The sequence below is a fragment of the Pseudogracilibacillus amylolyticus (SeqCode) genome (assembly GCF_051918545.1).
In the GTDB taxonomy this organism is placed as follows: domain Bacteria; phylum Bacillota; class Bacilli; order Bacillales; family Amphibacillaceae; genus Pseudogracilibacillus.
This window is the reverse complement of sequence record NZ_JBPPZG010000019.1, coordinates 1-13,391: the sequence shown is the minus strand read 5'-3', so window position 1 is coordinate 13,391 and position 13,391 is coordinate 1. Positions and strand designations below refer to the sequence as shown.

Genomic DNA, 13,391 nt, shown 5'->3' with positions numbered 1-13,391 from the left:
AATCATCCTTTCATACATTGAAAAGCAGCCTGTCCGATTGAACAAGCTGCTGCTCTTTTTACTGCGGATATTCAAATACACCATGCGAGCTGACTAGAAAACTGCCTTCAATTTCAAGATCACGTCCAAAAGCTTTGTAATCAATATAATTCTGTAGATTGGCAGGTACTTCTCCAAGCACGCCTGTTTCTTCTATCAAATACCTCGCAACATCTTCCATGTCTTCACAATCAGGATAGTAAATAATATCATCTTGATGTTCCAGTAATTCTTCTAAGCTACCAAACCAATAACCGTGCACTTCTGAAAGAGCGTCATACAATGGCGTTCCTTCAATTTCTTCTACCATGGCACACAGTCGATTGATTTCTGAAATCGGTGTGTATTCATCTATTTCAAAAGGTAACTCAAAATCGTGTACCGCATATTCTTCATACTCCCCATTTAAGCCAATACGCTCTTTCACATTTTCCATATCTATAGGTGGCGTAAACCAAGCACCAACCAACTCTCCTTCGTTATATTTTCCAAGGTTAGCTATATACACTTGCATGTCCATTTGTTATCACGACCTTTTTCATAAAAATGCGCATAGAAAAAGCAGTAAACAATAAGTGTCACTGCTCCACGCTTTAACCTTTCTTTTTAATGATATAATTATTAAAGATAATAAAACGCTTTAAAGGAAAGTTTTTTCACCTCTGGATTATCTTCATCATTTAATAATTCAAATTCAGTAATAGATAAATCTGCCGGATCATCTTCCAACTTAATGATGATAACCTGTGAATCATCCTCCCTCCTATCATTCGCTTCTTCCATTGCTTTATCGCAAATTTCATCTCCTGTTTGAACGGACATACCTACTTCTAATAAAGCTTCATCTAATTCGTCTCTTTTTTCTACAGCTACAATTGTGTTCATGAAACATACTCCTCTTAAATAAAAACAGCAACCGTTTATCTGCTGATATATAATATAGATTTGTTAATCTCTACCGCGCTAGCGCTTGGTCCACCCGTTTTTTACGAAACATAAGAAGGAACACTTATCTTTCATAAAAGAACGGGTCCTATTAAGCCCCAATAATCCGATTGAATAGATTTAACAATACATCTTTCACTCCTGCGGCATTAAAGACTAATCCGACCGCTACTAAAGCAATCACTAGAAAGCCAATCAGTTTTGAAAATTCTCGTTTGAATCCCAAATAAATCCCAATCACTACGATAGCCATTAAGACTAATGATTGAGCGTTGTCTAAAAACCAATTGTACAAATTTTGGCCGAAATTCATAAAAATTTCTCCTTTCTGTCATTCACTCTTTTTTGGAAGGAGGGTGTATGACATCCTCTGTGGAAATAGCCTGTTGCATAAGCAATTTCTGATGACGTTCAGTTAATTTTGCCTGTTTAAGCATATCCTTGATAACCGTCGTTTGATTGATTTCATCCAGTTTGGTAGCTAACTTCCACGTAGGTGCGACTTGATGCGCCAGCCACCTTAGTGTCTTATCAAACGTATAAGGTTCAGGCTTGGTGGTTAAAGAAATCTTTCGATTCACCCCAAAATCTAAAAATCGCTGCCAATCTGCATTAACTTTCCAACTGCTCCGCCGCTTCTTCTCATCCTTATCTACAAAACGGATATAACGATTGATAATAGAAAAAGAAGTCCTGCCGGCGTCTTCATACATCATTAAATCAACAATCGCATGGTACGCACGATCATTTTTAAGACGAATTTCCAAGCGATTTTTCACTTCCGTATCTTCCAGTGACACACCATATTTAACAAACTGCTCATAATCCTTCTCATAAATGCAGAAGTAAACATCACTTTTTAAAGAACCAATATATAAGGTATTTCCCATATCCCGTTTTTCTTCTCCCTGGACAAGTTCACCAGAACGATAACTCTTGAAGTTACGAAAAACCGAGATACATTCTTCGTTGTGACATTTTTTTGTTAAAAACGGAACATCTAATATGCCTGTCTTGTCGTTTATTGCAAGGTCAATACGTTTAAATACTCCCCCTACTCGAAATACATGCATGAAGAAATCAAACCATGTACGTTGTTGAGCTAATAAAAAGTTTTCAAATTGCCTGCATCCCTTCCCCTTTAATTCCAATAAACAGCCTTTATCCTCGTCGGGAGATACCATAACTGTAATATCTCCATAGACGTACTGCTCGATATAGGAGTAAAACGCATAATCTTCATGCAACATATATTCCATTTTTAACTGTAGAATGTCTTCAATCACTGGAACTGGGTCAGTGGATAAAAATCGAATCCGAACATAATCAAACAAGATTTCCAGTGGAGCCTCCGGGTTAAATCGTTCCAAAATATCAAACAAAGTTTCTTTCAGCGTTTCTGAGGGATTCACTTTTCCTGTCTCCATTTGACTTATATATTGCCTTGTAATCCCGGCATGAGTAGCCAGTTTATTTTGTGATACGCCATATTCCAATCTTTTTTCTTTTAATAATTGATACCAGACTGGTTGCTTCAAAAGGATTCCTCCTAACTAAAAAAGATGTCAACTAAAAGCGTATTAGCTGACATCATCTTCATGTATTCCAAACCCTTGCGCCATCAAGTGTTCAAAGGTTTTTGAGCCTGTTTCTAATTGCTTTTCTACCCCCCTGTTAGAAATGGGGGGTCAAGGCGTGGCTATCGCCACGCAAGGCTTAGCCAGACAAGCGGCTTTCACTTCGTACGCCGCTTGTCTGGCAGCCTTTAGTTTGCAAGTTTACCTATCTCTTGTAGGAAATCATGACCTTTAGGTACATAGGGAGTGTAAAATTCAGAAATCACATTATCTCCTTTATCCACGTAGCCACGACCTTTGATTTGTTTGAGAAAGAACTGTTTTTGAACGTCGCTTCCAAACATCATTCCGTACCCAAGCTCACTCATTCGACCAAGAGCTACCCGAAAGTTAAACTGATCCCTTATTCCATCTCCAAGATATTTTGCGTCTGGACGTTGACAGGCTAGGACTAGAAAAAAGCCTGCTTGTCTCCCAAGCATGACAATCTGTTTTAATTTGCTTAAAACTGCTGTGTTTTCTTTAGAAGTAAGCAGCTCCATAAACGCTACATACTCGTCAAATACTAAAAAATGGGCAGACAAACCTAAATAAGCATAATTTTCTCCTGTTATATAACCTTCCATTTGCTTCATTTCTTCGCTTCGAGCCATCATGGCTTCATGAAATTGGTTAATACACGCCATTATATCTTCTTTTTTGTAATATACATCCTTCATGACAGTAGACAAATCAGCTAAATCAGCATTTTTTGGATCTAAAATATATAGCTTTGCGTTTGTTTTTAATAAGGCTTCAATAATAGTGAGAATAAAGTACGTTTTCCCACCGCCAGTTCCACCAGCGATTAGCATATGAGGGAGCTTATCGTATTCCCAATACATGGATTCCATAAGTTTTAGGCTGCCATCTTGTGCAGTGACTTCTGTAATGGGAATCCGTTTCGCTATCACGTCATAGAAAAGCACATACTCCACATAGGAATCATGTAATTCTTTTGAGATCAATTCACAATACAAACCACTTTCCAATTTTGTTTCCAAGTTTAAGAGTGGTTCTTGAAACTTTCCAAGTGTAATTTCAGTCTGAATATACAGCAATCCTTTCTGAAAACGATAATAGATTTTAGGAAAATGACTGATTTTCTCCTTTGCTTTATCAGAAGAAATGTCTTTAAAAAAGCTCTCTTTAGCGACTTGTTTTGTTTCATACCAACCATTTTCCAGTATCATTTTTGAGAGCTTTTGACGATGAATAATCTGTTTGAGATGGTTATAACAATAACGATAATAGACAAAGGAACATGCTGCTGTTAAAACAAGACTAATAAGCAGTGTCACCAATCCATACATACTGATAAAATGGGCTTTAAAAACCTCTAGCTGCCACTTGCTAGTCAATAAAAATGACAAGTGAAAAGGGAGAAAGGAAAGAAGCCATACACCAACTAACGATATAAACACAAATTGAAAAACGAGGGAAGCGTCCTTTTCTTTAATACGTTTCCCTCGTCTTTTAAAAAACTTCATATTTATTTACCCTTATCAACTGGCTTCTTTACGGATTTATCGCCTATAGGTGCAGCTTTTCCTTTTAAGACCAAATCATCTGCCTTTATGAACCAATCTACATCTGCACCACGAAAAGTGGCGTTTGCAACGGTATCAGCCACAGGATTAACCATTTCCACCTCTGCATTATAATCAAATTCTTTTAAAGGAATAGAAGCAGGGATACTGACTTGAATCATCCGTCCCTGTTCTTTCGATTTTAAATCATAGGTGCGTTCTTTGACTTCGGATGATACCGTTCCATCTTCGTTTTGTAGAAAGACCTCACGTCGTAATGCCGAAAACTTTAATAATCCAAATGTCTTTTCTTTATCTAAGATAATGCCTTGTGCTAATCTCATGTGTAAATCCTCCTTATGCTTTGACGATGTCGTCAGCATGTAATTTGTAGTTTGTGAAACCACGATCCCCGATTTTATAGCCTTCTGCGGTAATACGAGCATTGACTAATTTTACTTTTTCCTCATGTTCAAAGAATTTTTCCCCAGCTTCCTGTGGGAGAACGACCTCAATATCATCTGCCCGCTGAACATCAGAATAGAGATTATAGCTGCGAGATAGGGTTGTCATTCTTCCATTAACTCGTCGCTGTTCGACTTTTCCTTCTCCTGCATATTCTAAGTTACCAAATGTTTTTTCCATGTTCGGGATTACATATTTTAATTCCACGATACAGACCTCTTTTCTTATTTTAGTTTTTGATTCATGGTTCATAATTAGACATAAAGGGAGTGGGAGGGGAACGAGAGTTAAACATCTGCATGATTCATCACTCCTTATGCGTCTTGAAAACGATAATCTACTCGTCCATAAATCACACACCAAAACACAACCATTGTTTTATCTTGTTTATCACGTACCAATTTTCCATGAAGAAAAAAAGGATAGTCTTCAATTTCAACTTCGTTCAGAACAAAATGATCTTCAATCCATTCCAAGACCTTATTTTCATATATTTCCTGTTCATTCATAGACATCATGCAGCGTTCTCCTTTTCATTTAATTTGGTCAAAACAACTGTCTGTTTCTAAATAATTTCATAAAAAAACGTCAACTATCAGTTAAAACTGTTTAGGTGACGTTCTAAGTGAACCTATTAAATTTGTATATAAAGTTAATAATTATATAAGCACTTGTGATCTGTTTTATTTATTGTTGTGTTTTCAGTAATGAATTTCTATAACAACTTGGCGAGAATCCATGATATTTTTTAAACTTTGCAGAAAATTGAGTACTGTCACTATAACCAACTTCTAAGGCAATATCTGTTATTGATAATTCTTTAAATAAAAGTAATCTTTTCGCTTCTTTCATTCTTAGTTCATGTACATAATTTAAAGGCGTTTTTCCCTTTATTTCTTTGAAACTACGTTGTATATAGTATGGATTTTTATGCAAAACATTACTTAGCATGGTTAAAGTAATCTTTTCTTTATAATGTTCTTGTATATATTTCCGTACGCATTTTGTAATTTCTTCTTTATACCCTTGCCATTCCAGGTGATTCGACTTACATCTCGTACAAGGTCTGAATCCTTCCATAATAGCTGAATCTAAATCATTATAGATAATAACATGCTTTGGGTTAGGAGTTCTGGCTGTACAAGAAGGACGACAAACTGTTTTTGTTGTTGTTAAGGCATAATAGAACATACCATCATATTTTTTATTGTTATTTTTGATTGCTTCCCACTGTTCCTCATTCAATTCAATCTCTCCTTCTAAATTCGAAGTCAATATCTATAATGCTATATTTTAAAAGATAATGTACATTTAAAACTAAAGGTTAGTTGTGCACATCTGCCACTATTATGTGAAGGTGGTTATTATATGAATCTTATTGAAAAGTTTCAATCCGTAGTTATTTTGATAGCAGTAGGGATTGGTCTATTTTTAGGGCAGTTTAGTATCTTTGAAAACAATGCTGAAACATTTATTCTTCCATTTTTATTATTCATGCTGTACGGGTTGTTTTTAACTATTCCATTACAAAATCTCAAAGCTGCCTTCAAAAACGTAAAATTCTTAGGTACAAGTACTGTAATTAATTTTGTATGGACGCCAATCTTAGCATGGGGATTAGGAGCAATCTTTTTGTCCGATCATCCTGCTTTATGGCTTGGTTTCATTTTATTCCTTGTTACTCCATGTACAGACTGGTATTTAATCTTTACATCGATTGCGAAAGGGAATATGTCACTTTCCACATCGATATTACCAGTTAACTTAATTTTGCAAGTGATGTTGTTACCGATTTATTTGTTCATTTTTGCAGGTACAATGGAGACAGTTGGTTTATCCACTATAATAGAAAGTGTCATTCTTGTGTTATTTGTCCCATTTTTACTAGCTAATGTAACACGTTATTTATTCAATAAGAAGAAAGCATTCTTAGAAAAGAAATTGATTTCTTTTTTTGCTTCCTCACAAATTGTATTTTTGTGTTTAGCTATCATAGCGATGTTTGCCTCGCAAGGCTCTTATTTAATAAATAATTTAGAAGTAATCTTTTTAATCCTTCTTCCACTTTTACTATTTTTCATCATAAACTTTATTGTTTCTCAGACGGTAGGTAAAGTATTTAAGTTTAGCTACAAAGATACAGTAAGTTTAAATATGACAACTATTGCAAGAAATTCACCTATTGCCTTAGCCATTGTAGTAACAGCTTTCCCTGATCAACCATTAATTGCTCTTGCTCTTATAATCGGTCCATTAATCGAACTACCTGTATTGGCGATAGTATCTCAGGGTTTATTGAGGATTAGAAAATTAGTAAAGTAAATATCTCTATTTTAATTAATTTAAAGAAACCTACTTTTGAGGTTATTTACTTTAATGTTATAATTTTTTTCGTCTTTCCATTTATGCAACAGTATAAAAAGGGGGAAACGAAAATAAATAAAGTTCTTATAAAATTACTTCAATACTTATCAGATAATCATACTTTAAAAACGTCATTTTTCAGTAGAGTGCTGTTCAAATGACGTTTTAGATTTGATTATAGATATATTTCCATATTCCAAATTTATTAAAAAGACCACTATCAAATGTATATTGTCCTCATAAATTTTGTCGTTTTTCCAATTTTACTTCGTACTGCTGAATATTCTGAGCCAAATATTCAGCGTCATTACTAACGCCATAAATAAGAGCTGAACTTCTTTTACTTTGCCAACTTAGCCCTATGAAATACAATCCAGCTACATTCGTAACACCAAAAGAGTGTAAAGGTCTTACGTCATTACTTAAAGCTCCTTCAATTTGTATCCATGAATAATCATTTCGATAGCCAGTCGCCCATATCACATTTTGCACTTGTTTAGATATACCACTATTAAAGTATGCTTTACCATTTTTAATTTCACTTAGCCTACCAACGATTTCCACATTATTTTGAACCGTTTTGAAATCATTTCCTATTAAAGGTTCTCGTTCTCTTAACATTTTTCCGATAAAAGAATCTGGTTTTGCCCGACCAATTCGGAATGTTTCTAACCACCAAAAGAGACTTCGCCCAGCAATATTTTGAGGAACACGTTTTATTGGTTTGCTTTGTGATAGTGTAACTTGGTGTGTTTTACTCAATTCTGCCGCAATTTGAACACCTGTATTACCAGCACCTACGATTAAAACATTCCCATTAGGTATTTGAGACGGATTCTGATATTTAGAAGCATGAATTTCAAAATTTGCAGTTCCATCATGAACATTTGGAACAAACGGATTGTGAAAAGTACCAGTAGCAACAACTACTTGTTTAGCTTTATACGTATTATTTGGAGTGGTGACTAAAAACTGTTTCTTCTCATTCTGAGTTAGTTTGATGACTTTCTCATGATGGACGGGTAATTCATTCTCTATTTTAAATGCAGCTAAATAATCTGCGATTTCATTTTTATCTGGAAACCCTTTAGGATCACCCTTCAAATGAAATCCATGCAATTGACTGTAACTTCTAGGAGTAAATAAACGTAATGAATCATAACGTTTTCGCCAAGACATGCCAGTTTGCTCATTCTCATCAAGAATAACAAAAGGAATGTTTTTCTGTTTTAGTGAAAACCCCATAGCTAAACCAGCTTGCCCGCCGCCAATTATTATGACGTCATATGTCATGGAATGTTTCATTTCTTAATCCTCAATAATCGTAAACTGTTTAATGTTACAAGCAATGTCGCCCCCATATCTGCAAATATCGCTATCCATAATGTTAACCAACCAGGTACAACTAACAGTAAAGCAACAGCTTTAATTCCTAGAGAGAACGTAATATTTTGTTTGATAATCGCCAATGCTTTTCGACTTAATTGAACGGTATACGGTAACTTATTCAAATCATCTGACATCAGAGCGATATCTGCTGTTTCTAGTGCTGTATCAGTTCCTGCACCACCCATAGCTACTCCGACCGTAGAAGCTGCTAGTGCTGGAGCGTCATTCACGCCATCACCAACCATTGCTACCTGTTGGTGTTTTTCTCGAAGTTCTTTAATGAAGGTCAACTTATCTTCTGGCAATAAATCAGCTTCGACATCTACAACCCCAACTTGTTGTCCAATCGCATGTGCGGTTCGTTGATTATCACCTGTCAACATAACTGTTTCGACTCCAAGATGATTTAATTGGCTGATAACTTCTTTGGATGATTCTCTTATTTCATCTGCCACCGCAATGAATGCAAGGATTTCTGTTTCTGTTCCTAAAACCATGACTGTTTTTCCTGCTGTTTGTAAATCAGTAATCTTGTCTCTTTGTTTACTTCCTATTTGATTATGCAGTTCTTCAAAAAGACTCGGGCTTCCTACATAATATATTTCATGATTTATCCTTGCTTTAACGCCCTTTCCTGTAACGGATTGAAATTCTTCAATAGACACGTCATTGAAATGTAATCCTTTTTCTTCCGCTTTTTTTATAATAGCAGAAGCAAGAGGGTGCTGTGAGCCTTTTTCAATTGCTGCTGTAATCGTCATTAACTCATCTTCACTTCCGCTATACGTTACAATATCTGTGACAGCAGGAATCCCTTTTGTTAAAGTTCCTGTTTTATCAAAAGCAATAGCTTTAAGGTTTCCTGTTTCCTCTAAATAAACACCGCCTTTAATTAACACACCATTCTTCGCAGCATTCCCTATGGCAGTCACTACCGCTACTGGTGTAGAAACAACTAGAGCACAAGGGCAACCAACTACAAGTACAGCTAACCCTTGATAAATCCATGTACTCCAATCTCCACCAACAACTAATGGCGGAATAGCAGCAATTAGCATAGCTAAAATGACGATTGCGGGTGTATAATATTTAGCAAATTTATCGACAAATGCTTGAGAAGGTGCACGTTCTGCTTGTGCTTCTTCTACAAGATGGATGATTTTTGAAAGTGTAGTATCTTCCACTCGTTTGGTTACTCTAACCTCGAGTAAACCTTCTTCATTTAATGTTCCAGCAAATACTTCGTCATCTACTGTTTTTGTAACTGGAACACTTTCACCTGTAATGGCAGCTTGATTTAAGGTGGATGTTCCTGTCAAAACTGTGCCATCCATTGCTAATTTCTGACCAGGCTTTACAATCATAATATCGCCAATTTTAATGTCATCTACATGGATACTCATTTCTTGATTTCCCCGACGGATTAATGCTTCTTTTGGTGCGATATCCATTAGCGATTCAATTGATTGACGGGCTTTATCCATGGAATAGCGTTCCAATGCTTCACTAATAGCGAAAAGGATAACAACCGTCGCACCTTCCATCCATTCGCCAATAATGGCTGCACCAATAATCGCAATGGTCATAAGCGTATTCATATCAAATTGTAATCTACTCAGATTTCTAAGCCCTTTAATAAAAAGCGTGTAACCGCCAATTAAAATAGACAGTGCATACCCGATTGTCGGAAGAAAATGTTCTTCTCCTAATTGTTTTCCTAAAAACCAGCTAACCAAAAGTAATATGGCTGAAATATAAACCTTTATATTTTCTTTTTGTTTCCAAAAAGGTTCATGATCTACCTTTTGTTCTTTCTCATCTCGCACTTTTAAATTTTCAAATGATCCTGCTTTTTCAAGCTCTTCAATGGTTATTTGCCCCTTTACATAAACTTTTGACGCTCCAAAATTAACTTCGGCATCTTCCACGCCTTGTAATTTCTTTACATTATTTTCAAAAGTTTTTGCACACCCCGCACAACTAAACCCTTGCACACGATAAGTTTTCATTCCTTCTTTTGTGAGTGATTCAGACATTTGCTTTCTCTTCTTTCTGATGGATTAACGTAATCGAAATTAATTGCTTAATGTGTTCATCATCCAATGAATAAAAAGCAAGTTTTCCTTCTTTTCGATACTTCACAATTTTTTGTTTATGCAGTGTTCGCAAGTGGTGGGAGGCAGTTGCCACAGAAGAGCCTATGATATTTGCAATGTCACATACACATAACTCATCGTCTATACATAAAGCATAAGAAATTTTTGTTCTATTTTCATCTGCAAGTACTTTGAACAATTGAGAAACATAAGATAATTCTTCTTTTTGTAATTCTTCTTGTATACGATTGACTTTTTCTTCGTCATAACAATACACTTCACACATGGCTTTTTTAACCAAAGTAATCACTCCATCTTCATTCAAATACTTATTTGATTATATAATATCTTATTTACAGATTTCATTCAAGTATATATTTGAATAAAGGGATGAAATACTTATAAGGGATTTTGATTTTTAAACTAATGTTAGAATGTTTTCCATTCGTTTATCTTATAAATTATTAAATACAAAATAGACACCTTTATTTGAAGTGTCTATCTATTACATATTCAATTTTCACAATGGAAGTATCTTTTATGGTTTTTCATTTTTCTAGGATATATCGTCGTATCAAGACTCATCCAAAAGTAGTAAATTAGTGGTAAAATGTAATACTTAATCCTTGAAAAGCATTTGTAAATCCAGTGTTTATACAGATAGTCTGATTTTTACACTTTTTTTAAAATAAAAAACGACCTTCTGGCGGAGAACATTCTCTACCTAAGGTCGTTAAGGTATTTTAATACTAACTCTAATTTTTAAGGTATTAAAACTTAAAAAGCTTTCTACTCGTCCATTTCATTGACTTTATAAAATCGAGTAGAGGGAAAAGCTAAATAACTTTTCGCCCCTCTCACACCACCAGTACATACGGTTCCGTATACGGCGGTTCAATTTATATTTCAGTGTGTACTTTTAGATAACGGTCTAAGGCAAAGGGGATCCCTCTTTGCCTTAACCTTTTATTAGACAAAGCTCTATGAACAACCTTCGATAGTCCAATAAATCGGAGACCTTTTCTGCAGTAAGTTAGCCCTCTAGCTTCTTCTTTTGGTATGCCCAGTTGGACGAGAGACTTGATTCTCTTTTTGTTGTTCTTCCACTGCTTCCAGATAATCACTCTTATTCTGGAGCGTAACTTCGCATCGATGGCTTCTAAAACGCTCTTTATTTTGGCTTTCCTAAAATAGTTAACCCAACCATAAATGACCTGTTTTAATTTAACGATTCTGTCATCTAAGGAGATACTCCAGTTTCTTTTCGTCAATCGACGAAGTTTCCTTTGGAATTTTTGTACCGATGCTTTACTGGGTCTCGGTTGAAATTTCTTCTTATTTGCGTCATAGTAGAATCCAAAGCCGAGAAATGTGGTTTTCGTCGGGCGTGCTATGTTACTTTTCTCCGCATTTACCTTTAGTCCAAGCTTCCTTTCGATAAATGTTGTAATGGAAGTAAGTACTCGATTTGCTGCCTTTTCACTTCTCACAAAGATAAGGCTATCATCTGCGTATCTTACGAAACGCAGCCCTCTTGCTTCCAGTTCTTTATCTAGCTCATTCAACATAATATTGCTTAAAAGTGGACTAAGGTTGCCTCCCTGTGGTGTTCCTATGGTTGTATCTTCATACTTTCCATCGACCATCACACCACTTACGAGGTATTTTCGTATCAGAGAAATCACATCTCCATCTTTTATCGTGTGCGAGATAATTCGCATCAACTTATCATGATGAACCGTATCGAAAAATCGTTCTAAGTCAATATCCACCAGCCACCCGTACCCGTCATTGATATATTCCAATGCTTGCGTGATTGCCATTACGCAACTTCTTCTTGGCCTGAAGCCATAGCTGTAATCACTAAATTGCTTTTCAAATATCGGGCTAAGCACTTGGCTAATTGCCTGTTGGACAACTCTATCAACCACTGTAGGAATACCCAATTTGCGCATCTTTCCATTTTCTTTCGGAATCTCTACCCGCATTGCTGGCAATGGTTTGTATTTTCTTTTCCGAATTTGCGTTCTTAATTCCTCTTTATGTTCCCTCAGGTATGCTTTCAGTTCCTTTACAGTTACGCCGTCTACTCCACCTGCACCTTTGTTTCGGTACACTCGAAGATAGGCTTCGTTCATATTCTGGTTACTTAATATCTTTTCTAAAAGTTCCACACTCGTTTCTTCCTTTCCTTTCACGTGACGAAGAACACTTCTATTTTGACTATCCTCTGAGATACGCTCATACTTTCATCATTAACACATTCAGAAGTTTATCCTTCGTGCATTCATGGCGTAGAAACACTATAAATTGTTCAGCCCTTCATGATTTTTCATCACTACTACGGCGTCGGCTGACTTCTCACGATAAACCTTTTTCGACCAGCTTTCTTTTTAGGGGACTCCTTAGCTGTCCGTGAGACCTCCCAGGGTAAGACAACTATCTTTCCTCTTTTACTCGCCTAATCTACTCTGTAGGGTTACGCACATCTTTTGGATTTTGACTTGTTTGGGAGCCTTGTCCGCCTACAGAGCCTTGGTATCAGATTTCTGTTCGTCGAGCCAAGATTTTGATACACGCTTCCTTCAGCCTTTACCTCACGATAAACACCTTGCGCTTCTCTAGTGGTTGGTTGATGTGTACCCCCACGATGGATTTTCACCACCTAGATAGTCGCCATGCCTGGCGCACCAAAAAAAAGAGCCACTGCTTTTATACAGTAGCTCTACTTCCCTGCCTATTCCTTTGGCGGGATTTTGGCGGGGAACCTATTGATTTTTAATCATTTCACCCATTTTATGTGTCCCTAAAATGCTGTCAAATCAACGTTTTCACTTCAAATGCCCTTAGTGAATTATTCCCACTCAATCGTAGCAGGCGGCTTACTCGTCACATCATACACAACGCGGTTAATATGTTCCACCTCGTTGACGATTCTTGTGGAGATC

Annotated in this window: 15 protein-coding genes; 1 reads left to right on the top strand and 14 read right to left on the bottom strand. The window is 36.2% G+C overall.

Annotated elements, in window-relative coordinates; all coding sequences use genetic code 11:
* Positions 1-58: 58 nt before the first annotated feature.
* The 9 genes from ACPYKA_RS03915 to ACPYKA_RS03875 form a co-directional block, all read right to left on the bottom strand.
* Complete coding sequence (locus ACPYKA_RS03915) at positions 59-559, bottom strand: antirestriction protein ArdA (protein WP_479541088.1); 501 nt, start codon at positions 557-559, stop codon at positions 59-61.
* Positions 560-660: 101 nt separating this feature from the next.
* Positions 661-924 (bottom strand): hypothetical protein, encoded by a 264-nt coding sequence (locus tag ACPYKA_RS03910; protein ID WP_269411364.1) that lies wholly within the window; start codon positions 922-924, stop codon positions 661-663.
* Between the two features lie 151 nt (positions 925-1,075).
* Positions 1,076-1,297 carry a hypothetical protein gene (locus ACPYKA_RS03905; protein WP_077604243.1) on the bottom strand — a complete coding sequence of 74 codons (222 nt, stop codon included), beginning with the start codon at positions 1,295-1,297 and terminating at the stop codon, positions 1,076-1,078.
* Between the two features lie 22 nt (positions 1,298-1,319).
* The gene (mobT, locus tag ACPYKA_RS03900; protein ID WP_269411363.1) at positions 1,320-2,522 is read right to left on the bottom strand and encodes a MobT family relaxase; all 1,203 of its coding nucleotides are present in this window, start codon (positions 2,520-2,522) and stop codon (positions 1,320-1,322) included.
* A 227-nt stretch (positions 2,523-2,749) separates the two neighbouring features.
* Positions 2,750-4,090, bottom strand: coding sequence for an FtsK/SpoIIIE domain-containing protein (locus ACPYKA_RS03895; protein WP_269411362.1), 1,341 nt, complete (start codon positions 4,088-4,090; stop codon positions 2,750-2,752).
* 2 nt (positions 4,091-4,092) lie between these two features.
* Complete coding sequence (locus ACPYKA_RS03890; protein ID WP_269411361.1) at positions 4,093-4,473, bottom strand: YdcP family protein; 381 nt, start codon at positions 4,471-4,473, stop codon at positions 4,093-4,095.
* 13 nt (positions 4,474-4,486) lie between these two features.
* Positions 4,487-4,801 carry a YdcP family protein gene (locus ACPYKA_RS03885; protein WP_269411360.1) on the bottom strand — a complete coding sequence of 105 codons (315 nt, stop codon included), beginning with the start codon at positions 4,799-4,801 and terminating at the stop codon, positions 4,487-4,489.
* A gap of 107 nt (positions 4,802-4,908) precedes the next feature.
* Positions 4,909-5,112, bottom strand: a complete 204-nt coding sequence (locus tag ACPYKA_RS03880) for a hypothetical protein (protein WP_269411359.1) — start codon at positions 5,110-5,112, stop codon at positions 4,909-4,911.
* A 169-nt stretch (positions 5,113-5,281) separates the two neighbouring features.
* A complete protein-coding gene (locus ACPYKA_RS03875; protein ID WP_269411358.1) occupies positions 5,282-5,839 on the bottom strand; it encodes an Ada metal-binding domain-containing protein in 558 nt (185 codons plus the stop codon).
* A gap of 123 nt (positions 5,840-5,962) precedes the next feature.
* Here ACPYKA_RS03875 and ACPYKA_RS03870 point away from each other — a divergent pair, with 123 nt between their 5' ends.
* Entirely contained in the window at positions 5,963-6,916 is a 954-nt protein-coding gene (locus ACPYKA_RS03870) for an arsenic resistance protein (protein ID WP_269411357.1), read from the top strand.
* Positions 6,917-7,195: 279 nt separating this feature from the next.
* Here the strand turns inward: ACPYKA_RS03870 and ACPYKA_RS03865 are convergent, their stop codons facing one another.
* The 5 genes from ACPYKA_RS03865 to ACPYKA_RS03845 all read right to left on the bottom strand — a co-directional run.
* Positions 7,196-8,263 (bottom strand): flavin-containing monooxygenase, encoded by a 1,068-nt coding sequence (locus ACPYKA_RS03865; RefSeq protein WP_269411356.1) that lies wholly within the window; start codon positions 8,261-8,263, stop codon positions 7,196-7,198.
* On the bottom strand, positions 8,260-10,383 hold the full coding sequence (locus tag ACPYKA_RS03860; RefSeq protein ID WP_269411355.1) for a heavy metal translocating P-type ATPase: 2,124 nt from the start codon (positions 10,381-10,383) through the stop codon (positions 8,260-8,262). Before ACPYKA_RS03860 ends, ACPYKA_RS03865 begins: the two co-directional genes overlap by 4 nt.
* Positions 10,376-10,744 carry an ArsR/SmtB family transcription factor gene (locus ACPYKA_RS03855; RefSeq protein ID WP_269412460.1) on the bottom strand — a complete coding sequence of 123 codons (369 nt, stop codon included), beginning with the start codon at positions 10,742-10,744 and terminating at the stop codon, positions 10,376-10,378. Before ACPYKA_RS03855 ends, ACPYKA_RS03860 begins: the two co-directional genes overlap by 8 nt.
* A 598-nt stretch (positions 10,745-11,342) precedes the next feature.
* Entirely contained in the window at positions 11,343-12,617 is a 1,275-nt protein-coding gene (ltrA, locus tag ACPYKA_RS03850; RefSeq protein WP_269411354.1) for a group II intron reverse transcriptase/maturase, read from the bottom strand.
* A gap of 680 nt (positions 12,618-13,297) precedes the next feature.
* On the bottom strand, positions 13,298-13,391 hold a 94-nt coding region (locus tag ACPYKA_RS03845; RefSeq protein WP_479541090.1), incomplete at its 5' end, for a GMP synthase (glutamine-hydrolyzing).